27 protein-coding genes are annotated in these 25,089 nt (G+C 39.4%); 6 read left to right on the forward strand and 21 right to left on the reverse strand.

The annotated features are described in order from the left end of the window. Positions 1–32: 32 nt before the first annotated feature. The gene (locus tag PCY09_RS09805; RefSeq protein ID WP_008809091.1) at positions 33–263 is read right to left on the reverse strand and encodes a DUF1797 family protein; all 231 of its coding nucleotides are present in this window, start codon (positions 261–263) and stop codon (positions 33–35) included. A 252-nt stretch (positions 264–515) separates the two neighbouring features. Here PCY09_RS09805 and PCY09_RS09810 point away from each other — a divergent pair, with 252 nt between their 5' ends. Continuing rightward, a complete protein-coding gene (locus PCY09_RS09810; RefSeq protein ID WP_125397349.1) occupies positions 516–2,777 on the forward strand; it encodes an ATP-dependent Clp protease ATP-binding subunit in 2,262 nt (753 codons plus the stop codon). A gap of 51 nt (positions 2,778–2,828) precedes the next feature. On the opposite strand, the gene PCY09_RS09815 is transcribed toward PCY09_RS09810, so the two are convergent. Both PCY09_RS09815 and PCY09_RS09820 read right to left on the reverse strand, forming a co-directional pair. Beyond that, complete coding sequence (locus tag PCY09_RS09815) at positions 2,829–3,434, reverse strand: GyrI-like domain-containing protein (RefSeq protein ID WP_045773847.1); 606 nt, start codon at positions 3,432–3,434, stop codon at positions 2,829–2,831. A gap of 59 nt (positions 3,435–3,493) precedes the next feature. Beyond that, positions 3,494–4,384, reverse strand: coding sequence for a YafY family protein (locus PCY09_RS09820; RefSeq protein ID WP_045773848.1), 891 nt, complete (start codon positions 4,382–4,384; stop codon positions 3,494–3,496). A 159-nt stretch (positions 4,385–4,543) separates the two neighbouring features. Between PCY09_RS09820 and PCY09_RS09825 the strand changes: the two genes are divergently transcribed. Together PCY09_RS09825 and PCY09_RS09830 are read left to right on the forward strand one after the other, a co-directional pair. Next, positions 4,544–4,996, forward strand: a complete 453-nt coding sequence (locus tag PCY09_RS09825) for an NUDIX hydrolase (RefSeq protein ID WP_125397348.1) — start codon at positions 4,544–4,546, stop codon at positions 4,994–4,996. A 98-nt stretch (positions 4,997–5,094) separates the two neighbouring features. Then, positions 5,095–5,394: a DUF1827 family protein gene (locus tag PCY09_RS09830; RefSeq protein ID WP_008809096.1), complete on the forward strand. Its 300-nt coding sequence runs from the start codon at positions 5,095–5,097 to the stop codon at positions 5,392–5,394. Positions 5,395–5,430: 36 nt separating this feature from the next. Here PCY09_RS09830 and PCY09_RS09835 read toward each other — a convergent pair whose 3' ends face one another. Beyond that, positions 5,431–5,868: a GNAT family N-acetyltransferase gene (locus tag PCY09_RS09835; protein ID WP_061602277.1), complete on the reverse strand. Its 438-nt coding sequence runs from the start codon at positions 5,866–5,868 to the stop codon at positions 5,431–5,433. Positions 5,869–5,890: 22 nt separating this feature from the next. Here PCY09_RS09835 and PCY09_RS09840 point away from each other — a divergent pair, with 22 nt between their 5' ends. Further along, complete coding sequence (locus tag PCY09_RS09840) at positions 5,891–6,346, forward strand: MarR family winged helix-turn-helix transcriptional regulator (protein ID WP_061602276.1); 456 nt, start codon at positions 5,891–5,893, stop codon at positions 6,344–6,346. A 137-nt stretch (positions 6,347–6,483) separates the two neighbouring features. Here PCY09_RS09840 and ileS read toward each other — a convergent pair whose 3' ends face one another. From ileS to typA, 13 genes are all read right to left on the reverse strand, one after another. Further along, a complete protein-coding gene (gene ileS, locus PCY09_RS09845) occupies positions 6,484–9,276 on the reverse strand; it encodes an isoleucine--tRNA ligase (RefSeq protein WP_061602275.1) in 2,793 nt (930 codons plus the stop codon). Between the two features lie 265 nt (positions 9,277–9,541). Beyond that, positions 9,542–10,282 carry a DivIVA domain-containing protein gene (locus tag PCY09_RS09850; RefSeq protein ID WP_045501894.1) on the reverse strand — a complete coding sequence of 247 codons (741 nt, stop codon included), beginning with the start codon at positions 10,280–10,282 and terminating at the stop codon, positions 9,542–9,544. Between the two features lie 9 nt (positions 10,283–10,291). Further along, entirely contained in the window at positions 10,292–11,086 is a 795-nt protein-coding gene (locus PCY09_RS09855; RefSeq protein WP_046165893.1) for an RNA-binding protein, read from the reverse strand. Then, positions 11,083–11,349, reverse strand: coding sequence for a YggT family protein (locus tag PCY09_RS09860; RefSeq protein WP_046165894.1), 267 nt, complete (start codon positions 11,347–11,349; stop codon positions 11,083–11,085). Before PCY09_RS09860 ends, PCY09_RS09855 begins: the two co-directional genes overlap by 4 nt. A 1-nt stretch (position 11,350) precedes the next feature. Next, the gene (locus tag PCY09_RS09865) at positions 11,351–11,920 is read right to left on the reverse strand and encodes a cell division protein SepF (RefSeq protein WP_046165895.1); all 570 of its coding nucleotides are present in this window, start codon (positions 11,918–11,920) and stop codon (positions 11,351–11,353) included. Between the two features lie 9 nt (positions 11,921–11,929). Next, positions 11,930–12,601, reverse strand: coding sequence for a YggS family pyridoxal phosphate-dependent enzyme (locus PCY09_RS09870; RefSeq protein WP_045773855.1), 672 nt, complete (start codon positions 12,599–12,601; stop codon positions 11,930–11,932). Positions 12,602–12,603: 2 nt separating this feature from the next. After that, entirely contained in the window at positions 12,604–13,863 is a 1,260-nt protein-coding gene (gene ftsZ, locus PCY09_RS09875; protein ID WP_045773856.1) for a cell division protein FtsZ, read from the reverse strand. Between the two features lie 16 nt (positions 13,864–13,879). Next, the gene (gene ftsA, locus PCY09_RS09880; protein WP_053794841.1) at positions 13,880–15,259 is read right to left on the reverse strand and encodes a cell division protein FtsA; all 1,380 of its coding nucleotides are present in this window, start codon (positions 15,257–15,259) and stop codon (positions 13,880–13,882) included. 120 nt (positions 15,260–15,379) lie between these two features. Further along, positions 15,380–16,561 (reverse strand): cell division protein FtsQ/DivIB, encoded by a 1,182-nt coding sequence (locus PCY09_RS09885; protein ID WP_061602274.1) that lies wholly within the window; start codon positions 16,559–16,561, stop codon positions 15,380–15,382. Then, complete coding sequence (locus PCY09_RS09890) at positions 16,558–17,628, reverse strand: UDP-N-acetylglucosamine--N-acetylmuramyl-(pentapeptide) pyrophosphoryl-undecaprenol N-acetylglucosamine transferase (protein WP_045773859.1); 1,071 nt, start codon at positions 17,626–17,628, stop codon at positions 16,558–16,560. Before PCY09_RS09890 ends, PCY09_RS09885 begins: the two co-directional genes overlap by 4 nt. Before the next feature lies 1 nt (position 17,629). Further along, a complete protein-coding gene (gene murD, locus PCY09_RS09895) occupies positions 17,630–18,982 on the reverse strand; it encodes a UDP-N-acetylmuramoyl-L-alanine--D-glutamate ligase (RefSeq protein ID WP_125397347.1) in 1,353 nt (450 codons plus the stop codon). Positions 18,983–19,226: 244 nt separating this feature from the next. Next, positions 19,227–19,505, reverse strand: coding sequence for a DUF3165 family protein (locus PCY09_RS09900; protein ID WP_012000145.1), 279 nt, complete (start codon positions 19,503–19,505; stop codon positions 19,227–19,229). 23 nt (positions 19,506–19,528) lie between these two features. Further along, the gene (gene typA / locus PCY09_RS09905; RefSeq protein ID WP_045634711.1) at positions 19,529–21,376 is read right to left on the reverse strand and encodes a translational GTPase TypA; all 1,848 of its coding nucleotides are present in this window, start codon (positions 21,374–21,376) and stop codon (positions 19,529–19,531) included. A gap of 181 nt (positions 21,377–21,557) precedes the next feature. Between typA and PCY09_RS09910 the strand changes: the two genes are divergently transcribed. After that, the gene (locus tag PCY09_RS09910) at positions 21,558–22,283 is read left to right on the forward strand and encodes a 16S rRNA pseudouridine(516) synthase (RefSeq protein WP_125392777.1); all 726 of its coding nucleotides are present in this window, start codon (positions 21,558–21,560) and stop codon (positions 22,281–22,283) included. A 174-nt stretch (positions 22,284–22,457) separates the two neighbouring features. On the opposite strand, the gene PCY09_RS09915 is transcribed toward PCY09_RS09910, so the two are convergent. From PCY09_RS09915 to PCY09_RS09925, 3 genes are all read right to left on the reverse strand, one after another. Next, entirely contained in the window at positions 22,458–22,835 is a 378-nt protein-coding gene (locus PCY09_RS09915) for a rhodanese-like domain-containing protein (RefSeq protein WP_020992684.1), read from the reverse strand. Further along, the gene (locus PCY09_RS09920; protein ID WP_012000142.1) at positions 22,832–23,092 is read right to left on the reverse strand and encodes a YqgQ family protein; all 261 of its coding nucleotides are present in this window, start codon (positions 23,090–23,092) and stop codon (positions 22,832–22,834) included. The genes PCY09_RS09915 and PCY09_RS09920 overlap by 4 nt, the downstream gene beginning before the upstream one ends. Positions 23,093–23,234: 142 nt before the next feature. Further along, entirely contained in the window at positions 23,235–23,750 is a 516-nt protein-coding gene (locus PCY09_RS09925) for a DNA starvation/stationary phase protection protein (RefSeq protein WP_008809115.1), read from the reverse strand. A 168-nt stretch (positions 23,751–23,918) separates the two neighbouring features. Here PCY09_RS09925 and PCY09_RS09930 point away from each other — a divergent pair, with 168 nt between their 5' ends. Continuing rightward, positions 23,919–24,581 (forward strand): A24 family peptidase, encoded by a 663-nt coding sequence (locus PCY09_RS09930; RefSeq protein WP_125397346.1) that lies wholly within the window; start codon positions 23,919–23,921, stop codon positions 24,579–24,581. Here PCY09_RS09930 and PCY09_RS09935 read toward each other — a convergent pair. Then, a complete protein-coding gene (locus PCY09_RS09935) occupies positions 24,575–25,024 on the reverse strand; it encodes an effector binding domain-containing protein (RefSeq protein ID WP_125397345.1) in 450 nt (149 codons plus the stop codon). The two genes, PCY09_RS09930 and PCY09_RS09935, sit on opposite strands and share 7 nt — an antisense overlap. Positions 25,025–25,089 lie beyond the last annotated feature (65 nt).

Here is a 25,089-nt window from a genome sequence, read left to right on the forward strand (position 1 = left end):
GACTAAAAGAAAAAGCACCTCATGTGTGCTTCTTAGTATAACAATTCATAGATTTCCATCGCAATCAAGTCAATGCTATCAAAAGTAAAAGTTTCACGAGCTGCAACATCACGGAGTGTGAAGACAGATCCATTTTCCTCATCATAACTGTAAGCGACTTCAGCAACAACAACGCCATCACGTTCGAAGTTGCGCTTTAGACTACCACCATCGCTTGCCATACTTTCTAATCGATTAATAATTCTAACTAAATGTGATTCCATTTTTAGTACTCCTATTTGCTTTATCGTTTCTATTTTACCATAAATAGAAAGTGAACACCTAATAAAAGTTTAAAATTTTGTGATTTTTTAACGAAATTTGTTTGACAAAACCAAATAATTTGAAAAATAGATACTGATTTTGACTCTTTATTCTTGCAAAGATAGAGAATACTGATATAATGAGATTATAAAGTTTGACTATTTTTGACCAAATAATTTTTCTTTATAATTTGCCAAGAAAGAGGTAAAAATATGCTTTGTCAAAACTGTAAAATCAATGAATCTACCATTCATTTATACACTAATGTAAATGGTAAAAAACAACAAGTTGACCTCTGTCAAAATTGCTATCAGATTATGAAAACTGATCCAAATAACTCTCTTTTGGGTGGACTGACGAACATGAATAATCATAATATGGATCCTTTTGATGATTTCTTTAATCATCTGGGGAATTTCCAAGGACCAAAGGATTCTACACCTCCAACTCAGTCAGGTGGTAGTTATGGAGGGGGCAACTATGGTCCTGGTTCTAACAACCAGCGTCCTCAGTCAGCCTCCAATAAACCAAAAGGTCTTTTGGAAGAGTTTGGTATTAACGTTACAGAAATTGCTCGACGTGGTGATATTGATCCAGTGATTGGACGAGATGATGAAATTCGTCGTGTTATAGAAATTCTCAATCGCCGAACTAAGAATAATCCAGTCCTTATTGGCGAACCTGGTGTCGGGAAGACTGCTGTTGTAGAGGGCTTGGCACAGAAAATAGTCGATAGTGACGTTCCTCAAAAACTGCAAGGAAAAGAGGTCATTCGGCTCGATGTTGTCAGCCTTGTTCAAGGAACTGGTATTCGCGGGCAATTTGAAGAACGAATGCAAAAACTCATGGATGAGATTCGCAATCGTAATGACATCATTCTCTTTATTGATGAAATCCATGAAATTGTTGGAGCTGGCTCTGCGGGCGACGGTAATATGGATGCTGGAAATATTCTCAAACCTGCTCTTGCTCGAGGTGAACTTCAACTGGTTGGAGCTACTACTCTCAACGAATACCGAATCATTGAAAAGGATGCAGCATTAGAAAGACGGATGCAACCAGTCAAGGTAGATGAACCAACTGTAGAAGAAACAATCACAATTCTAAAGGGAATTCAAAAGAAATACGAAGATTACCACCATGTTCGCTACACAGATGAAGCTATTGAAGCTGCTGCCATCCTATCCAATCGTTATATTCAGGACCGTTTCCTTCCCGATAAAGCTATTGATCTTTTGGATGAATCAGGATCTAAGATGAACCTAACCCTCAATTTTGTTGATCCAAAAGAAATTGACAGACGCTTGATAGAGGCTGAAAATCTGAAAACACAGGCCACTCGCGATGAAGATTACGAAAAAGCAGCCTACTTCCGCGACCAAATTGCCAAATATAAGGAAATGCAAACTGCTAAAATAGATGAACAAGATACTCCTATCATCAGTGAGAAGGAGATCGAAGCTATTGTCGAGCAAAAAACAAATATTCCTGTTGGGGATTTGAAGGAAAAAGAGCAGTCTCAGCTTATTCATTTAGCCAGTGATTTGAAGTCTCATGTCATTGGGCAGGATGATGCTGTTGATAAGATTGCAAAAGCCATCCGTCGTAATCGTGTGGGATTAGGCAGTCCAAACCGGCCAATCGGAAGTTTCCTTTTTGTTGGACCGACAGGCGTTGGAAAAACTGAACTTTCCAAACAATTGGCCATCGAACTTTTTGGCTCTGCCGATAGCATGATTCGTTTTGATATGAGTGAATACATGGAAAAACATAGCGTTGCCAAACTTGTGGGAGCACCTCCAGGCTACGTTGGCTATGAAGAAGCAGGCCAGTTGACTGAACGTGTTCGTCGTAATCCATACTCACTCATTCTCCTAGATGAGGTGGAAAAAGCTCATCCAGATGTCATGCATATGTTCTTACAAGTCCTAGATGATGGACGTTTGACTGATGGTCAAGGTAGGACAGTCAGCTTCAAAGATACCATTATTATCATGACTTCCAATGCAGGAACTGGCAAAGTGGAAGCTAGCGTTGGCTTTGGTGCTGCTCGAGAAGGTCGGACAAATTCTGTCTTAGGTGAGTTAGGTAACTTCTTTAGTCCAGAATTCATGAATCGATTTGATGGTATCATTGAATTCAAGGCATTAAGCAAGGATAATCTCTTACAGATTGTGGATCTAATGCTGGAAGATGTTAATAATCGACTCGCTAGCAACGAAATTCATCTAGATGTAACAACTAAAGTCAAGGAAAAACTAGTTGATCTTGGCTACGATCCTAAGATGGGGGCACGACCACTCCGTAGAACTATTCAAGATCATATTGAAGATGCTATTACGGACTATTACCTAGAACATCCGACAGATAAGGATTTAAAAGCAATCATGACTAGCAATGGCAAGATTATAATCAAGGGCAAACAGAAAGCTGAGCTTGATCAAACAAGTGACATCAGCACTAGCTCGGATTGATGATAGAGAATTAAAAAACTCCAGTCTAATATTTTAGGCTGGAGTTTTCTTTTATTCTACCTGGTAGCGAAGGATCGTTTTCAACTTATCTGGAGAAGTTCTGTTAAGATTATTTAAGTATATTTCTCTATGAAAAAGAGATCTTCTATTCAAGAAATTTTCTTTACAAAATTCATCCATTTTTGCAAAAGAAAGGGGTTCACTATCAAAAGAACCAAGGTGAAGCATGGTCAAACATTTTCCTTCTTTGATAGTCTCAAAACGAATCTTTTCATAATGAGCATTTGGTTTTTTTACCTTAACTTTCTCAAGCGCCTCTTCTACCATTTCTTTACTGATAAAACTTGGCTGGGCAATCATAATGGTATAAATCAACTCTTCTTTGACCAGTTCTCCTTGCTCTTTTTGCAGCCAAATCCCCTCAAGAGGGTAAACCGTAAAGTCTTGAATTTCTTGATTGGCATGAGATTTTTTATAATCCATTTTTATGGCATAAGCCAAAGCATAGAGAGCTGAAACTTCTTCTGCAAAACCAGGAAGATTGGGATTCCCTGTCCCATCAAGCATGATAAAGGACTGTTGAGGAACATCAACTACTTTCGGACTCGCCTTCACACCGTATAAGCTTTTCTCTGCTTTTCTCCATTCGTATTTCATATGTTTACTCCTTTCTTCTTTCTATCTATAGTATAGCAAGAAAAACCTGACAGGATCTGTCAGGTTTTGTATTTTTGTGAAATAGTTTTAACAATTTGGGCAAGCTCTTGCCGAACTTCAAGTGGCTCTAACACCTCAACACTATCCAAAAAAGATAAAAGATAAGAATACAAACTACTGTGTTTTGGAAATTCCGTTTCTACTAGTAAATTGCCATCGGGGTCCTGTCTAATTTGACCAGAAAATTCTTCATAGACACGAAAAGCCTGACTTTTGTCGAATTTTAATGTAAGGCTAACAAGTTCTTCCTTCACCTTCTCTTTATTGATGGCCAGTTGGACTGTTTTTCTTTCAAATGTTTCCGGCAATATCTGACATTGACTGACTCTGCTTAGTTTAAAAAGGCGAAAATCTTGCTTCTTCCTACAAAAACCATATAGATACCAAGCCTGACTTTTAAAGAGCAATTGCAGAGGCTCAACCATTCGAGTTTCTTCTTTCTCCTGACCCCTATAGAGGAAACTGATCAAGCATTTTTGGAAAATCGCTTGTTTAATTATGTCAAAAAGATCTGCTTGATATTTCTGATTTCGCCAATCTGTAAAATCAACACGAATCCAGTTTTCTGAGCTTGCTTGAAAGAGACTTTGTAACTTCTCTAGAGCTTGGCTTTCACCTTTTAAAGCCTCCAATCCCTGAAGTGATAAGAGTACATCTTCTCTTTCTGCTTCTGATAACAGGCTTTTATCTAAAACGAAAGAGTTCATTAGAAAAATTCCTCCACCTTTTCCCGGGTTGCAATATATTGGGACACCTGCTCCACTTAGACGGTCTATATCTCGATAAATTGTACGTACTGATACTTCCATTTTCTGAGCAAGTTCTGGGGCAGTGACTCTCTCTTTTTCTAATAAACAATATAAAATTCTAAATAAACGATGAGTTGTCATAATTTCACTTCCTTACCTTAAACCTATTGTAACACATCTCAAGTAAGAGATTAAAATAAGATATTTCGGCTACTTTCTTTTTAACTTTCCTATACAGTAAACCTTGACAGACAGCGCTTTCTGCTTTATGATATTAGTAAAAGAAGGGAAGGATTCAATATGGCAATAGCGACATTTGGACAAAAAAAAGAAGGCGTTGAATACAGTAATCGATATAGTGTTTACGCAGTCATTCCTAACCAAGAAAATGATAAGATCATCCTTGTTCAGGCTCCTAATGGGGCTTGGTTTCTTCCAGGAGGAGAAATTGAAGCAGGTGAAGATCACCTATCTGCCTTAGAGCGGGAATTAATAGAAGAATTGGGATTTACCGCTAAAGTTGGAAAATATTATGGTCAAGCGGATGAATATTTTTACTCAAGACATCGAGACCGATACTTCTACAATCCAGCTTACATTTACGAAATCACTTCATTTGAGCAGTCTCAAAAACCACTAGAAGACTTCAATCAACTTGCTTGGTTTCCAATCGATGAAGTAATTGAAAAACTAAAAAGAGGCAGCCATAAATGGGGTGTAGAGATGTGGAAAATGGAGCATCAAGCAAAATAATTCTGCCAATTTTTTCATCTATAACTTCGTAGGATATTTCACAATTCATCGCATAAGTGTTATAATTAATAGTAGATCATCATACAGGAGGAGATCTTATGAAGCTTATCAATACAACTAATAGCCATGCGGTTCTCATTCAAAGTCAGCTTGAAAGTACTGATGCCACTTTAGTTGAGACTTACTCAGCTGGTAATACCGATGTTGTCTTTACCCAAGCACCCAAGCATTATGAAATACTGATTGCAAATACACACCGTGCAGTGCGTGAACAAGAAATTGAAAAAATTCGTGACTTCTTCCTCAAAAGAAAAATAGATACAAAAGCGATTGATACTGCCGGTATTCAAACAATCTACGCTGACAAACTCATTGAAATTTCAATTCCATTAAAATAAGCTCTTAAGCTTATTTTTTTATTCTTTTATAACAACTTAATCTGCCTTATAAACCATGGTAAGGTGAGGTGTTGACTCAAATAGAAAGGGCTGACCAACTGCCTCAAAGCCGTATTTCTCATAGAGTTCAACAACTTGTTCTTGTGCCTCAATTTTAATTTCCTTTCCTGGCCATTTTTCGGCACAGAAACTCAGAATTTCTCTGATAAGCTGTCCTCCTAAGCCTTTTCCTCGACTAGATTTGGCTGTAACAACTCGACCAAAGACTAGATGTTCATCCTCTACAAAGACACGAGCATAAGCGTCAATTTCTCCACCTTCATTAGTATGAAAAACGTGTACTGCTTCTAGATCCTTCGCATCTAATTCATGGTAGATTCGCTCCTGCTCTACCACAAAAGTATCAATTCGTAGTTTTAGGATTTGATAAAATTCTATCACATCCAGCTCACTTAAATTTTTCTTCCACCACATACTTGTTTCCTCCAAACTTTTAATGTATAATAATTGCAAATGCAACTACAAAGGAGTTCCTATGGATTACCGTCAACTTTTCAGACAAATGGGTTTCATTTCAAGACAGGCCATGATGAAAATGAATCAGGAAGCTAGTAACTACGGGCTTGACAATAATCTGTTTCTACTTCTGATTCGCATCGTCGAGAATGAAGGGATGACACAATCTCAACTAGCAGAAATGGTCCAGATTGATAAAACAACCCTTAGCAGATCTTTACAAAAGTTGGAAGATCGAGGGCTTATTATCAAAAAGGCCAAAGCTCAAAATAAGAAATTTAAAGAGCTCTATCCTAGTAGTCAGGCTCTCAAACTCTATGACCAACTGATTGGCTTTGAAAATAGCTACGTCAGTCAGGCACTGCAGCAACTGACCTCTTCTGAGCTCTTTCAGCTCCAAAACATTTTATCTAAAATAAGCACTCCTAGATTATAATCTAGTATAGCACACTATAGTTGCAAATACAACTATGGATTTTATTCCATTATCCAACAATATAAAATAGAATTAGTTTATATAAAAACGGCTTGCCATTTAAAGGCAAAGCCGTTTTTATTGTTTTAAGAAATTAATTATTTTGTCTCAAATCCTTCTGCTACCGCGTCTGCAAAGTTTTCTTCTACAATGCTTGCACAGTGGTCACAGATAACTGCATGGTAGCTACGTTCAGCAGTAGTTGGATCGATACGACGGCAACGGTCACATACTTCACCTGCAGCACGTTCAACTGTAAAGGCGACATCCTCAAAGCTTACTGCACCTTCTGGAGCTGGTCCTTCTGCGATGGTCAATTCTGACACGATCAAAAGTTGAGCTACATTGCTGTTTACTGCTTCAAGCAAAGTTTTCACGACTTCATTTGGATAAACTGTCAAGTGAGCCTCAAGTGATTTCCCGATTACTTTTGCATTACGCGCTTCTTCCAAGGCTTTTTGAGCTTGTCCGCGGAAGTCCATGAAAGCTGCCCATGTATCCAAGATTTCTTCTTGATTAGCAAAAGTTTCCGCTTCTGGCAATTCTGACAATTGAACAAAGTCTTCTGCTTCAAACTCAAGATATGACCAGATTTCTTCCGCTGTGTGAGGCAGGATTGGTGTCAAGAGTTTGGTGATTTTCACAAGAATATCATAGAAAACAGTCTGCATTTGACGGCGTTCGAGTGATTTGGCACCTTCAATGTAAACAACGTCTTTAGCGAAGTCAAGGTAGAAGGCTGACAAGTCAACGTTGATAAAGTTCACCAAGGCCTTGTAGATTGTCAAGAATTCAAAGTCTGCATAGGCATCACGAATAGTCTTAACAAGCTGATTAAAGCGAACAGTCATGTACTTATCAACTGAACGGAGCTCATCGTAAGCTACTGCGTCCTCAGCTGGGTTAAAGTCAGATGTATTAGCAATCAAGAAACGAAGAGTGTTACGAATCTTACGGTAAGTTTCAGAGACTTGGCTCAAGATATCCATAGAGATACGTACGTCGTTGCTTGAGTCCACACTTGTTACCCAGAGACGCAAGATTTCCGCACCAAATTGTTTTTCAACATCACTTGGAGCAATGGTATTTCCAAGAGATTTAGACATCTTCTCACCTTTACCGTCAAGGGCAAATCCTTGTGACAAGATTTGTTTGTATGGTGCTACGCCATGGTTGGCAACGGATGTGATGAGTGATGAATTAAACCAACCACGGTATTGGTCAGAACCTTCAAGGTAGAGGTCAGCTGGGTATTTGAGTTCTGGACGGTTGACCACTACTCCATTCCATGACGAACCTGAGTCAAACCATACGTCCATGATATCCGTTTCTTTCTTGAACTCGCCATTTGGTGAACCTGGATGGGTAAAGCCTTCTGGCAAGAGGTCTTTGGCCTCACGTTCCCACCAGATGATAGAACCGTGTTCCTCAAAGAGTTGAGCCACGTGCTCAATAGTTTCAGCTGTCATAATTGGCGTTCCGTCTTCTGCATAGAAGATAGGAAGAGGAACTCCCCAAGCACGTTGACGAGAGATTACCCAGTCACCACGGTCACGAATCATGTTGTAAAGACGCACTTTACCCCATTCTGAGTGGAATTTCACTTTTTCAATTTCGTCCAAGATTTCTTGGCGGAATTTTGAAACTGAGGCAAACCATTGTGGCACTGCACGCCAGATGATTGGTTTTTTCGTACGCCAGTCAAATGGGTATGAGTGGGAGATTTCTTCTTGAGCAAGGAGTAAATCACCCAGTTTTTCGATAACAGTCGGCACAACCTTGTCATAGAACTGACCCGCAAATTCAGGACCAGCATTTTCCATCATAATACCGCGTTCGTTAACTGTTACAGCAACTTCAAGGCCGTTGGCAACACCGACATTGTAGTCGTCCTCACCAAAACCAGGGGCTGTATGGACAATACCAGTACCAGAGTCAGTCGTAACGTGGTCACCAAGGATTACCAACTCATCTACAGCCGTATCCCATGGGTGGACTGTTACGATGTGATTCAATTCTTGACCACGGTAGGTTGCCAAGACTTGCACATCCGCCCAGCCAAATTTCTCAGACAAACTGTTCAACAATTCTGAAGCAACTACAAACTTACGAGATTCACCAGCTGGTTGAACGACTACGTAGTCAATATCAGCTCCAACTGTCAAACCACGAGAAGCTGTGATAGTAAATGGAGTGGTTGTCCAAACTACGATGTAAGTGTCTGTATCTAGGACACCTTTTCCGTCTTTGACGCGGTTAGCATAGTAAAGGGAAGTTGAAAGCAAATCATGGTATTCAATTTCTGCTTCAGCAAGGGCTGACTCAGAAGACCATGACCAGTAAACTGGCTTGGCACCGCGGTAGATATAACCTTTTTTAGCCATTTCACCGAAGACACGGATTTGAGCTGCTTCATAGTCTGGAGTCAAGGTCACATATGGATTTTCCCAGTCACCAGAAACACCCAAACGTTTAAAGTCTTCACGTTGTTTATCAACTTGAGAAAGAGCATACTCACGGCAAAGTTTCAAGTACTCAACCAAGTCTATTTCTTTGCGTTTAACACCCTGTTTTGCCAAGACTTGCTCGATTGGCAGACCATGTGTATCCCAACCTGGGATATAAGGAGCGTAAAATCCAGACATAGACTTAGAACGAACAATAATATCTTTAGAAATCTTGTTCATGGCATGTCCAACGTGGATATTTCCGTTTGCATACGGAGGTCCATCATGCAAGGTGAAATGCGGTTTCCCTTGGTTCAATTCTTGACGACGTTGGTAAAGTTTTGCTTCTTCCCATTCTTTTTGCCAAACTGGTTCTTTGGTAGGAAGTCCAGCACGCATAGGAAAGTCTGTTTTCCCTAGATTGAGGGTTTCTTTAAGTTTCATTGTTACTCCTTTAATTTAAAATGACAAAATAAAAACCACGATTCGCAAAAAAGGACGAAAATCGTGGTACCACCTTTGTTTAGATAGAAAATAGCTACTACTATTACTATCCCTCTTTTTCCGTAACGTGGAAGAAACGTCGCATTCTACTAATTTCAAATACGATATTGTAAAATGATAAATCAACTAATAGGGATTGCAAGTCTTACACCGTCACTTGCTCGCTAGGAATATATTGGTTAATTTGTGTTTTTACAGTTTTTTCTTATAGGATGTCAACAGGTTCAGAAGTTTTTTCTTCTGTTGATTCTGGAACAGCCTCCATAACTCTTGTCTCAGACAAGTCACCATCTGACTCAGCAATTCGTTGCTGTAAGTCAGCCATTTCTTCAGGTGAGAATTGACGAGTTACTTCTGATTCGTCATCTACATAAGGCGTCATCGTTTGACCAAGTGCCTCTTGAATAACTTCTTTAAATGCATCATCACTTGTTTGGAGATAAGTTGCTGTCGGGCGAAGAATTTCTTCCCATTCAGATGAATCAACAATGCTCAATTGACTTTCAATTGTTGACTTAAGACGTTGATGGAAGACACGAGCCTTATTTTTCAGCTCTTCTGTTTCTATCGCAACTTTTTTAGCGTTATCCGTTGCTTGGCGTAAAATTTCGTTTGCCTTGAACTTAGCATGGTCTAAAAGATGTTGCGCTTCTTGATCAGCCTGACGCATGATGTTGTCAGATCTTTCTTGAGAAGCCTGTTTAAGCTTTTCAGCAGTGTCTTGTGCTATTAAAACAGACTGACTAAGAGAATCTTTCATCTCATCAAAATAAGTTAAACGCTCTTCTAAGTTCTTAATGCGTGCATCTTTATTATGATTTTCACGAACCAAGTCCTCGTAATCGCGAACTACAATATCAAGAAATTCGTCTACTTCCTCAACATTGTAACCTCTAAATTTCGTACTAAAGGATTTATCTTTAATTTCTAATGATGTAAGAGCCATATTTTTTCCTCATTTACTAGATTGTATTTGAATCGTTAATTTATGCTTCCCATTCTTAGAGAAGCCATTTTCTTTTACTATTTTAAATCTTCCAAATCTACGGACACTAATCAAATCATTTAATTCAACTAAATAACTGGGATTATCAATAATAGAATAGTTTACTTTCACGTGTTTCCCAAAAATCAACTGGGAGGCATCATTCCGAGATAGTTTAAAGCTACTAGCAATCAATTTGTCCAATCTCATACTCGAAGCAAGAATCTCTTTAGAAACCTGAGCCTCTTGCACTCGTAAAAGCCTCTCAAAGCCAACTTCTTTTAGTTTAACAGGAGTTTTAGCAATTTTAGAGATATGATCTATAAAAAATTGAGTAAACCTTTTATCTACTAGAACCTGAGCCCTATCCTTTTCCACCAGAATATCACCAAAAGTTCGACGATCCAATCCTAATCGGTTCATCAAAGTCCCAAAGATTTGAGAATGAGTTAGTTGCTGAAATTTACTAGGATAGACAATTTCAAGCAAGGTCAAATCAAAATCTTCTTTATCTAATTGGTAATAGGAAGGTGCAATTATTACCCTGACCCATTCACTAGGAAAATAGTCACTACTGACAAAAGTTTGTAATTGATATTTGTTCGCAAGACTTTCAAGAATTTTAGCCTGATGAGGATTAATAAAAGAAGTAACCTCTATACTGTATGTATCCTCAACCCGCTGAATCAATTCCAAACTTTTATCTAGGAAAGCATGATCTTCCGCAGAATAGTGTTGAAAGATTTCTTTATGTTCCCTTGTCATGCAAGTACCGAGAGCAAAATCTGAACAAGCCATTGGCTACCGAAATGGATACAAAGTACAGCAACATAAACTGTCAAATCCAAACCAGCAAACTGAAGTGGCAGACGACGTAAAGGTTTCAAGATAGATTCTGAAATTCTTAGAACGAGTTGTCCTAGAGACGTCTGATAAGCACCAGGAAACCATGACATAAGAGCATATGCAACAAGAATCAGCGAAAGAATTCTCGCTGATAATAAGATAAAGTTTATAATAAATAACATCTTATCTGCGCTTCATGTCAAAATCAAATTCACTATGCACGCCATCAGGCAATTTAATATCCTCGATATTCACGACGACATTTACTGGAGTCAAGAGGTACATGGTGCCAGAAACTCTTCTGAGATTCCCCATCAGGACTTGCTTAGCGCCATCCAAGTAATCAATACAGCGACGCGCTTGCACTTCTGTCATATATTGGAAATCAATCAAAACACTTTCATTTGCGAGAAGCAAATCTACAATTGCAGGTGCATCTTCATATTTTTTAGGATAACGAACATCAATCGTTACTTTTTCTGAAGTCGCAACTGAATGATTTTGAGCCAACTCTTGTTGACGAGCATGCAAACGTGTAATATTTTCATTAGATGACGACGTATTAGTCACATGTTGAGCTGTGTTAGACACTAAACGAGGCTGTTTAATATCTCTAACCGGTTCCTGCTGAGCAGGACGTGAATTAGATGGCTTTACTGCTTGTTGCTGGACTCTAGATTCTGCAACCTGTACGTCATCTCCGTCTTCTGTAAAATATTCTATAAATTTATCGAATCTATCTTTTAATGACATGGTTCTTCCCTATTTAAAAAATGATGTCCCTATTCTCACAAATGTTGACCCGTTAGCAATTGCAGTTGCAAAATCTCGACTCATTCCCATACTGATCTCAGAAAAGGGCATATTAGTTATTTGTTTATTTTGAAATTTTTTCTGAAGTTCGTGGGTCGCTTGGAATATTTTTTCTAAGTCTTCTTCTCCAGCGTCTATGGGAGCCATAGTCATAATCCCCACTATTTCGATATGTTCAAGTTTTTCTAAAGCAGGTAAAACAGCTTCTATCTCATTCACCGCAAAACCATGCTTGCTTTCTTCACCAGACACATTGACTTGCAAAAAGCATTTGATAGTATGTTCTGCTCGCTTTTCAATTTCCTCGGCTAGTTTTAGGGAATCCAAAGCATGGAAATAATCAACATAATTAATAACTTCCTTAACTTTTCTACGCTGAAGCGTCCCTATTAAATGCCAAGTCAACTCTTCGTCCCTTAAATACTGGTATTTTTCTAGGAATTTATCTACTCGGTTTTCACCAATATGTTTTACTCCTGTTTTTACCAGCTCTTTAGCAGTAGAGCTGTCAACATACTTGGTGACAGCTACAATACTTACTGAATTTTCAGGACGATTTGCCTTTCGAGTAGCTTCCGCTACTGCTGCAAAAACTTGATCCTTATTTTTTTGTAAATCCATTTTTAGCGATTTCTAAAAAACGGAGGTGTTTCTAATTCATCGTCATCAGATGAACTATCTGTATATCTTTCTACAGTTGGCTTAGAACCACCTTGTGTTTCACGGACAATATTGTCACGGCGCAAATCCCACTCACCGAAAGCTGAAGTTTGTTTTTTCTCTGGCTGTTGACGAGTAGTTTTTGGAATTTCAACTGTTTCAGTCAAATCGAAATTTCTATCATAAGAATGATGACTACGAGTTTCGCGAACAGGCTCGTTATGTGAACGTTTTGGCGAACGAATACCGCTAACTTTTTCAACACGATCCTGACGAACACCTGTGGCAACCACAGTCACGCGAATTTCATCACGCATACTTTCATCAATTGAAGTACCCAACCAGATGTTTACTCCGTGTCCAGCAGCTTGATTTACAATTTCAGAAGCCTCTTCAGCCTCAATCAATGTCATATCCAGACCACCAGTAACGTTGACAATCACATCTTCAGCACCATCAATAGTTGTTTCAAGAAGTGGTGAGTAAATTGCTTTACGAGCAGCTTCAATCACACGCTCCTCGCCACTACCAATACCGATACCCATCAAGGCATTACCCTTATCAGCCATAACAGTCTTAACATCTGCGAAGTCAAGATTAATCAGACCAGGACTAGTAATCAAATCAGTGATACCTTGGACACCTTGGCGAAGAACATTGTCAGCTTCACTCAAAGCCTCAAGAAGAGGTGTTTTCTTATCAACAATCTCAAGTAAGTTATTATTTGAAATAATCAACAAAGTATCAACATGCTCTCGAAGCTCATTGATTCCTTCAATTGCAAAATTACCGCGTTTGCTTCCTTCAAAACCAAATGGGCGAGTTACAACTGCAACAGTCAAAGCTCCCAAACCTTTCGCAATACGAGCAATAACCGGAGCGGCTCCAGTACCGGAACCTCCACCCATACCAGCCGTAATGAAGACCATATCTGCTCCTGAAAGAGCTTCTGTCAATACTTCTTCACTCTCTTCAGCAGCTTTACGACCTACTTCAGGCTGTCCTCCAGCACCAAGTCCACGTGTTAATTTTGGACCAAGCTGGATAACTGTTTCTGCTTTTGTACTACTCAGCGCTTGAACATCCGTATTGGCAGCGATAAACTCAACGCCAGCAACACCTTCGTCAATCATGCGGTTAATAGCGTTACCACCGCCACCGCCGACACCAATTACTTTAATGATTGCGCCTTGAGCCGCAGCTGTGTCAAATGAAAATGTCATATTTAAACCCTTTCCTTTAATCAAACAGATTGCCTAACCAGTTACGGGCACGATCTGTTAATTTTTCTGTCTTTGTTTCTTGTTCTTGGCTTTGCGCCACTTCAATCGCAGGTTCAACTCTAGTTTCAGCTTCTACCTGAGGTAGTGGATCTCTTTGAGTAGTAATACGAGAAGGATTGATAGACTGCGTTTGGAGCGGACGTACAAAATTGCTTGGTTGCTGACGCAACATCTCATTACCTTGAACGGCTGCCTGAGCCAAAGCATCAACATCCGTCAAGTTTCCAGCATATTCAGACAAGCTAATCACATGAGCAAAGGCTGGATTTCGAATTCCAATTTGATTTGGAACATAAAGTTTAACTGGAACTCCAAAAATTTCTTGAGCCAATTCTACAACGCCCGGTAAGATAGCACCACCACCGATGATCACGATCCCACCTGGCAAATCCAACAAGTGTCTTCTTTCTAGATCCTGCTTAATTTGCTCAAAAACATGTTTCAAACGTGCTGAAATGATCTCAGCTAAGTAACTTTCTGTTACTTCAACTGGATTAACTTCACCGATAACTTCAACTTGGAATGTCTCTTGACTAGCTGCTGGTACGTATGCTTCACCATAGTTGAACTTCAAACTTTCAGCTAGTTTTTGAGAAGTCTTAAGAACTTTAGAAATATCTTTTGTGACATAATCGCCACCTTCTTGGTAGATATTGGTGTATTGAAGTTCTTGATTTCTAACAGAAGCTACTGTTGTTTGGCCTCCACCCATATCGATGACTGTGGCGCCAAATTCACGTTCACCTTCGTTTAAAACTGATTTTGTCATTGCAAGTGGTGAAATAATAATGTTTTCAATTTGAACACCTGCACGTTCCACAGTTTTACGCAAGTTATGAAGAATAGTACGCGGACCAGTATAGAGCAAACCACGCATTTCTAAACGAATCCCCATCATACCGCGAGGATCGCGAATTCCTTGGAAACCATCAACGATGAATTCCTCTGGAATAAATGTGATTACTTCCCGATCAGGAGTCATACTCTTTGTCAATGCAGACCGAACAACATTTTCTACATCAATATCTGTGATTTCTTTGGCATCATTTGTAACAGGAATCATTCCTTGTGAAGGCTCAATTTGTAGTAAGTTCGCAGGCAAGCCCACATTAACCACTTTGATTGAAATCCCCGCTTTTTCTTCTGCTTGAGCAATTGCTGTTTTAATAGCAGCTGCTGCCGCCTCAATATCTACAATAATTCCGTCTTTTACACCAGCACTTTTGGCATTGCTAACACCAATTACATTAATTTCATCATTGATGTGCTCAGCCACTAATACTTTAATGGAGCTAGTTCCTATATCTAATCCTGTAAAGAAGCCGTCTCTAGCCATTACATCATTCCTCTCTATCATCCGAGTTTCCTACTTTATCGACAACTCTAAAAAATACAGTTATCCATTGCCTATTATAACACAAAATTAGCAAAAGTGGAGAGTTTTTCTTCGTTTTCTTTAGTTATTTGTTTCATCAGTAACATCTGACGGTGCTGCCTCTGTTTCACTTTGCTCAGTTTCTTCTGAACTTTCGTTTTTCTCTTGTTCTTCTTTTTGCGCAAGACTAGCAGAATAGCTAAAGATTCCCGCTTCCATATCCACAATACTAGGTTCCGTCAACAATGGATGTACACGACTGTAGTAAGGTAATTTCTTATGAATATCTGAAAGAGGAACAATAATCTTATGCTCATCTTTCATTGTCAAAGTTAATAAATCTTTTGTAGCCTTACTTGGAGTCAAATCTACAGTTTGAATTTCATTTTTTATACTATCCGGTACATCTGATAATTCTTGCATAAGTTTCTTAACCTTAGCTTTATCAGATAGATTAAGACGCATGTAATTTTCAGGCAAAGCCTCTTTCTTTACTGGTTGATTAATCACAGTTCCATTGCTGATGACTGGATAGATATTTCCAGTAGAAGCTTCATAGGCTAGAATCTTAAATTCTGTGACTTGAATCTTGAATGTAATCGGGAACTGATATGAAATTTCAGCCTTTTCGATCCAAGAATTCGCTTTTTTCAAGTTGTTAGCATACTGATTACGATTCAAAAACGTTGTTAAAGTGTAATCTCGACTATCAATTTGGGTAGATTTGATAATTTCATCTTGAGTTACACGCTCATTTCCTGTAACTACTAAATTTTTAAGGCTACCTAAAGGAGTGATAAAGTAGAGTGACAGAAGAATCAAGAGAGAGCTGATAACCAGAACTGGTATAGCCCTGTATAGATGAATTTTCTCGATTCTAGGTTTGTCTGACTTAGCTTCTTTTTCAATTTCTATATCAGCTTGATCTATAAAATTTTCAGTTCGATCTTCTGAAACATCACTTAACTCTTCGATATTTTCTTCTTCGGGCTCTTCAACATCTTCTGTCTCTTCAGACTCATTTGTCTCATCGTCATCTGAAGCTTGATCTTGAGCTTGGTCTTCTTTTTCATCTTCGCTATTATCTGTTTCGTTTGTCCCAGCAGATTCTGAAGTTTCCAAAGTCTCATCGTTACGCTCTTCTTCATCAGTTTCAGAGGCTTTTTCTTGAGATTTTTTTTCTAAGTACTCCTGATGACGTTTTTGCCACTCAGATAAATATTTTTGGAGTTCTTTTTGGTCACCTTTATCTTTTGTCGTCATTTTTTCCCTTTGTTTATATCATTTTTCAATACAGCATAAAAATCTTCTACTGACTTGATTTCATGAGAATTTTTCATGGCTTGATAATATGTATCTTTATCCCTTAGAACCTGTTCCACAGAAGCTTCAAGCCCTTCTAAAGTTAGCTGCTCTTCTTCCAGCTTCACAGCATATCCCTTTTTCACAAAATAATCCGCATTTTCGATCTGATCACCACGACTGGCTTCGCGTCCTAAAGGAACGATAATGTGCAACTTAGCCATAGCAAGGAGCTCAAAGATTGTATTAGAACCACCACGGGTCACAACTACATCTGCCAGGTCCATCAAAGGCTGATAGAGGTCCGTCACATAGGCTCTGCGAAAGAGTCGGTCAGACAAAGTATCCAAACTCTCATCGCCTGTCAGATTGATGATATTATAACACTCGGTCAGTGTAGCTTGATTCTGACTGACAAAATCATTAAAAACCTTGGCACCAGCAGAACCACCCACAAAAAGAAGAGTTGGCAACTCTTTATCAAAATACTGACGGATTTCTTCTAGTTCCTGCGGTAGGACTGGCTCTTGACTACCGACCTTGGTCACAGCTCCGACATGCTCAATCTTGGTCAGACTAGAGCTTTGCTCAAAGGTTGAATACATCTTGGTCGCACACTTATAGGCGATTTTATTGGCCAAGCCAATGGATAGATCCGATTCATGAACATAGACGGGCACTCCTGACAGCCGAGCTGCAATCACGGGCGGAACAGATACAAAACCTCCCTTAGAAAAGAGGGCCTGCGGCCGTACCTTGAGCATGATGCCCAAAGACTGAAAAATGCCCCAGACGACCTTAAAGCCATCCAGCAGATTCTGCCACGAAAAGTAGCGACGAAGTTTACCAGTAGCTACCGAATGGAAGGTCACGTCCAGTCCCGACTTTTGGATTTCTTGATACTCAATACCATGCTTATCGCCAATATAATGGACCTGCCAGCCTTCTTTAATAAATTTCGGAATCAGGAGAAGGTTGAGGGTTACATGCCCGACCGTTCCTCCGCCTGTAAATACAATCTTTTTCATCTTAACCTTTTAATTCTTCAAATGCAGCGAGGAATTCATCGCCACGGACTTCAAAATTACTATACATATCCCAGCTAGCATTGGCAGGACTGAGCAAGACAATATCTCCTGGCTCTGCTTGAGCAAAAGCCTTATGAGCTGCATCCCGGACATTAGTCGCATCCAGATAAGAAACACCAGCCTGATCAGCGGCTCTCTTTACACGCGGAGCTGATTGCCCTAAGATTACCATCTTCTTGAGCCCTTTGAGGTCAGGCACCAACTCGTCAAATTCATTGCCTCGGTCCAAGCCACCTGCAATCAGAATCACCTTGCTATTGTCAAAACCGGACAAGGCTTTCTGGGTTGCCAAGATATTGGTAGACTTACTGTCGTTGTAAAAGGCAACCTCATTTACCTGCCCCACATACTGGAGACGATGCTTAACGCCTCCAAAAGCTGACAAGACTTCTTTGATCGTCTGATTATCAATACCACGAAGTTTAGCTACTGCAATAGTAGCCAGAGCATTTTCGACATTGTGACTGCCAGGAACACCAATTTCAGCCACCTTTATAATCGCTTCTCCACGGAAGGTCAAGACATCACCATCAAGATAGGCACCATCCACCTTTTCAGTTGTTGAAAAAGGAACAACAGTAGCCTGAGTTTGGCTAGCCATTCCCTTGGCCCAATCTTGATTGAAATTCAAAACAAGATAATCATCAGCTGTCATGTTTTTCTGGATATTCCACTTGGCAGATGCATATTCCTCAAAAGAACCATGGTAGTCCAGATGAGTCGGCATGAGATTAGTGATCACAGCTATCTGTGGATGAAAAGCCTCAATCCCCATCAACTGGAAGGAAGATAATTCCATGACCAGCGTGTCCTTGTTGCTGACTGTTTGGGCTACCTGACTGGCAGGAAAGCCGATATTTCCTGACAAAAGACCATTTTGACCACCAGCTGTCAGGACTTGAGCAATCATAGTTGTGGTCGTCGTTTTGCCGTTTGATCCTGTAATACCAATAATAGGTGCTTCAGAAATCAGATAAGCCAGCTCAACTTCAGTGATAACAGGAATCTTCTTCTCCAGAGCCCGAACAACCATAGCATTATCATAAGGAATACCTGGATTTTTAACCATCAATTCAAAGTTTTCATCCAGCAACTCTAGAGGATGTCCTCCTGTCACTACTTTAATACCTTCTTCTAGCAAGGATTGGGCAGCGGGATTTTCCTCGAAAGGTTTACCATCGTTAACTGTCACAATTGCCCCTAATTTATCTAAAAGGCGAGCAGCAGATTCACCTGACTTAGCCAAACCTAAAACCAAGACTTTCTTGTTAGCAAAACTTGCTATATTTTTCATAAAAAACCTCTTTAATTGTACTTCATTCTATTTTACCCTTTTTTAAAGAAATAAAAAAGTCATAGATGCGCTTTATTTACGTCTGTTGTTAACTTGTGAAAAAAATGTGATATTTTTTCTGATTTGCAATGATTTGTAATAGAATTCTAAAAGTTATCAGAATTTTCTTCTTATCCTCCTTTCATTTCACAATCTATAAAAAAAGGCCCAGAACTAAATCGAATTTTAGTTCTAAAGCCAATTTTTAATCTTTGCTTTTATCGTCTAAAAAATCAAACAAACCAGGTTTCTTATCTAATCGAGCAATGTCGCGTAAGGCAAAATAAGCCAAAATAAGCATAGCCACCCCAACAAATAACTCTCCCGGCATTTGAAAAATCCGAAATGCCGCTAAAACCAAGAGAATGATAAACAAAACCAAGACTAATACAACCGATAAGACATTAAAGGTGCCTTTAATGCTCTGAGGAGCCGCAAAAAGGTAATACAAGAGAATCAAAATTCCAATTATTAAATAAACCATCTTGCTACTCCTTTCCCTTTTACTTATTCAGCTGTAGCTGATTTTTTCTTTTTGTTGGCTTTCTCGCGCTCTGCCTTGTTAAGGATTTGCTTACGCAAACGGATTGACTCAGGCGTTACTTCCATGTACTCATCGTCATTCAAGAATTCAAGAGACTCTTCAAGGGTCAAGATACGAGGTGTCTTGATAACCGCTGTTTGGTCCTTAGTAGCTGAACGGACGTTGGTCATTTGTTTCGCCTTAGTGATGTTAACTGTCAAGTCGTTTTCACGAGAGTTTTCACCAATGATCATTCCTTCATAAACCTCAGTACCTGGGTTGACAAAGATCGTTCCGCGTTCTTCAATAGACATGATAGAGTATGTTGTAGCCTTACCAGCATCAATTGATACAAGGGCACCACGATGGCGACCACCAATTTCACCAGGAATCACTGGCAGGTATTGATCAAAGGTATGGTTCATAATTCCATAACCGCGAGTCATAGATAAGAACTCAGTAGAGTAACCAATCAAACCACGGGCAGGAACCAAGAAGACCAAACGAGTCTGTCCATTTCCTGTAGCCACCATATCTAGCATTTCACCCTTACGTTCTGAAAGGCTTTGGATGACAGAACCTTGGTATTCTTCTGGTGTATCGATTTGGACACGTTCAAATGGTTCGCACTTAACGCCATCAATCTCTTTTACGATAACTTCTGGACGAGATACTTGAAGTTCATACCCCTCACGACGCATGGTTTCGATAAGGATTGACAAGTGCAACTCTCCACGTCCTGAAACAGTCCATTTATCTGGTGAGTCCGTTGGGTCAACACGAAGGGATACGTCTGTTTGCAGTTCTGCTTGCAAGCGTTCTTCCACCTTACGAGACGTTACCCATTTTCCTTCACGACCTGCAAATGGTGAATTGTTTACCAAGAAGGTCATTTGAAGCGTTGGCTCATCGATGTGAAGGATTGGAAGAGGTTCAACGGCGTCTGTTGGAGTAATGGTTTCACCAACAAAGATATCTTCCATACCTGAAACGGCAATCAAGTCACCTGCTTTTGCTTCTTGGATTTCACGACGCTCCAAACCAAAGAAACCGAAAAGTTTTGTAACACGGAAGTTTTTCGTTGTGCCGTCTAGTTTAGAAAGGGTAACTTGGTCCCCAACTTTCACACTACCACGGAAGACACGTCCGATACCGATACGACCTACGAAGTCATTGTAGTCCAAAAGTGACACTTGGAACTGCAAAGGCTCATCTGAGTTATCCACTGGAGCAGGGATATGATCGATGATGGTATCAAAGATTGGTGCCATTGTTTTTTCTTGATCAGCTGGATCATCTGACAATGAAGATGTTCCGTTTATCGCTGAAGCATACACCACTGGGAAATCAAGCTGATCATCATCTGCACCAAGCTCGATGAAGAGTTCCAATACTTCATCCACTACTTCTGCTGGACGAGCTGATGGTTTGTCGATTTTGTTAACAACCACGATTGGGACAAGATCTTGTTCCAAAGCTTTTTTCAATACGAAACGAGTTTGTGGCATGGTTCCTTCGTAGGCATCCACGACCAAAACAACCCCGTCAACCATTTTCATGATACGCTCAACTTCTCCACCGAAGTCTGCGTGTCCTGGTGTGTCCATGATGTTGATACGAGTTCCATTGTAAGCAACGGCTGTATTCTTAGCAAGGATGGTAATTCCACGCTCTTTTTCGATATCGTTTGAGTCCATAGCACGCTCTGCCAATTCAGTACGTGCATCAAGAGTTTCAGATTGTTTTAATAATTCGTCAACGAGGGTTGTTTTACCGTGGTCAACGTGGGCGATAATCGCAATGTTACGGATATCTTCTCTTAATTTTGTCATGATTTCCTCTAATATTTAAATTTTTATTTCTAACTGAACAATTATACCACAGTCTCATTCAAAAATCACAGTTCAGCTAAGTGTAAATGTTTTCATTGAAAAATCAGCCCCTCTCGCATTCGTTTGCATTTCTTACATTGAAATTTTATAATTAATCATAAGATCATTGAAAGGAAGAATTATGCGATTAGACTGTTTACTAGCTCAAGCATCAATTAGCCGAAAATCCATGAAACGAGCCTTGCTCCGAGGGGCTATTCTGGTAGATCAGAACCCCGCTAGAAGTCTTAGCCAAAATGTAGATACTGGTCTACAAGAAATCCTCCTCAATAAACAAAAGATTTCTGCTCCTGCTCATCGTTATTTTATGATGAATAAACCGCGAGGCTATATAACAGCCAACTCCGATGCTAGTAAAGAAACAGTAATTGATCTGATTAAAAAGGAAGACTATAGTGGAGAACTATACTCTATTGGTCGCTTAGACCGAGATACGACTGGCCTCCTCTTAATTACTGATAATGGCCCCCTTGGTTTTCAACTACTTCATCCTCAATATCATGTAGATAAAACTTATTACGTCCAAGTCAACGGACTTCTAAATAATCAGGCTATTGAAACCTTCCAACAGGGCGTTCGCTTCTTAGATGGCAAGGTTTGTAAGCCGGCTCAACTCATAATCCATTCTGCTACCCCTGTTTTGAGCACAGCTTCTGTAACTATCTCAGAGGGAAAATTTCACCAAGTGAAGAAAATGTTCCTAGCAATAGGTGTGAAAGTTATCTATCTCAAAAGAACTCATTTTGGAGACTTTCAACTTGATCCCAGTTTGGCTGAAGGTGACTATCGTTCCTTAAATCAAGATGAGCTAAAGCTTATCAAGAACTATCTAGAACTAAGTCGATAGATTATATTTTTCTAATTTCCACCTTTAATACTTGATCTCGCTTCTTGACCAACCAATTGAATCATAATCACCGATAGACGAGTGGTTCATTTGTCTCGCACCTAAGGGAGCGAGACATAATAAAAGGCACAGATAAAATCTGTGCCTTTTATATATAATATGTTTAAAGCTAAATTAACTTGTTTTAACTTTTCCCTTCCAACTATCCAGCCCATAAGACAGGATATAGATGTCAGAAAAACCATTTTTCTTTAAGAGTAGAGCTGCATTCATTACTCGTTGACCGCGAGCATTTTCATAAAGCAAGACTGGCTTATCTTTACGAAGTGCACCCAAATTTCCTTTTAACTGTGTTGAGGGAATGTTTCGAGCCCCCAAGATATGCTTCCGATGAAAGTCAACAGGTTCCCGTAAATCCACAAGCTGACCTTGACGGATTAGGCTCGCAAATTCAGCATTTTCAACAACTTTTGCTGCTCGACGCAATCTAAAATAGTTAAAGCCCATCCAAGCCAGTATACCAGCCATAATCGCCATCAAAATCCAGGTCATTTCTTCCATTCTCCATTCTTCTCGATATATTTCAACTCTAACTGATGCTCACGGCGCAAGACTGCTTCAGCCTCTAAATATTCTAGTTTGTCCATCAAGCCCGCATCGTAAATTCGCTCTAGCTCAATCTTCATCAGTTCTATATCATACAATCGCTTGCCCATATAGATTACGATGCCAAAACTTTTGAGAAATTGCTGAACATCATAAAGTGTTTTCATGTGCCTTATTGTACCAGATTTTACACATATTTTCAAGATGGAAAAATAAATAGAAAAAGCAGCTATGTCAGCTGCCTTTAAAAGAGGGGTGATAAAAAATATCTATCATTCTAGGAATAAAATTCTATAGATAAGACTCTAATCATATTTTAGAATTTTATTCCTTCTTCAAACTTTTTTACAATCCTGGTGCTTGGCCAATTTCAGCTGTCAACATCCAGATAGTCTTTTCTAAATCTGCTTTAGCCCCAACAAAGATATCATTGGTTACATCGTCACCTTCTTCGTCAGTCACATCCAGCGCTTCTTGGTATACATTTGTCAAATAGCGGAAGATTTCAATTACACGCGCTAAACTTTCTTCTACGTTTTTGCTAAATTCACCAGCTTTTTCTTCGATCTTACTATGTTGGATAAATTCTGTCAAAGTAGAGTATGGTTTACCACCCAAAGTAATCAAACGTTCGCTAACTTCATCCAAGGTTGCATCCAAAGTTTCCATGTATTCATCCATTTTTGGATGCCAAACCATGAAACCAGCACCACGCATATACCAGTGAACTTGGTGAAGAGCAATATGAGCAGTATAAAGATCTGCCACGACTTGGTTCAATACAGCCTTAGTTTTTGGCAAAGAGTTTTGGTTTACAAAAGTTGCTACATCAGTTGCAGCGGCATTTTTTACTTGAGTCATATTCTTACCTCGCTTATTTTATTTATAATCATTCTAATCTTTTTAGATTATGGTTTAATTATAATGCTTCTAAATAAGAAAGTCAAGACAAAAGATTAAAAAAAAGACTTTATTAGAAAAGTTGCAAAATTTCAGAATTTTTATGTTTAAAATTACGAATAAATAAGTATGATTCACCTATACTTTTTTCTTGTTGGTACCGTCTTTGCCTCATTCCTAGGCTTGGTCATCGACCGCTTCCCAGAGCAGTCTATCATCACACCAGCTAGTCATTGTAATGCCTGTGGGAAAAGACTGGCCCCTCGTGACTTGATTCCTATTGTTTCCCAAGTCTTGAACCGTCTTCGATGTCGCTTCTGTGGAGACAAGATTCCCTTACGCTATTTATTTTTTGAATGTATCTTGGGCGGTCTTTTTCTGGCAACTTCCCTGAGCATTCTTTCCATTAGTCAATTATTGGTAGTCACCATGGGCTTAACCTTAGCTATCTACGATCAAAGAGAACAACAGTATCCCTTGATGGTCTGGTTAATTTTTCAGCTCTTGCTGATGGTGACAGCAGGCATCAATCTTCTCATGCTTTTCTTTTTAGCCTTAGGACTTCTAGCCTTCTTCTACAATCTTCGTATTGGTGCTGGTGACTTTCTATTTCTGGCGTCCTGCTCAGCCATTTTCAGTCTGACGGAAATTCTCATTCTTATCCAAATCGCTAGCTTCTCTGGCCTCGCCTGCTTCTGCTTTAAAAAGAAAAAAGACAGGCTAGCATTTGTACCCTGTCTTTTGTTTGGTGTGGTGGTGATTATTTTCTATAAATCCCTACTCTTTTACTGAACTGGAACCCAAAGCTCAACTTCTGCATCCATAGGATTCCCATTTAAAAGTATTTCTAAGATAATTCCATCTTGGTAAAGGGAACTGCTTTCTTTCTCAAAAAAGTTATTCTCCAATTGGTCAAACAGGAGTCTTGATTTATCACCACTGGCTGAGCTTACTAAATAATCTTTCTCTGGGACGAGAATGCTTTCGTAGCCTGCCACAGCATTCTTTGCCACAACTCCTGCATAGTATTGAATACCATCTTTATGAGGAACAATCAAGGCATAGCCTTTTTTATCTAGAGAATGGGGCATCAATTTCTCCAGCATTCCTTCTTTAAATAACTGAGCATAGAACGCCGTCTTCTCTTTAGAATAGTGCTGTTCATGAACCGTAGTTCCTTCTATCAAAATACTCCTGCCAATAAGGGTAAACGATGGTTTGGTTTGATGTTTCATTATATGAACTCCTTTCTTTATGGTATAATCATAACAAAAGTAATATGACATCTATCTGTCATATT

The organism is Streptococcus sp. SG2 (assembly GCF_030439925.1).
GTDB lineage: Bacteria > Bacillota > Bacilli > Lactobacillales > Streptococcaceae > Streptococcus > Streptococcus gordonii.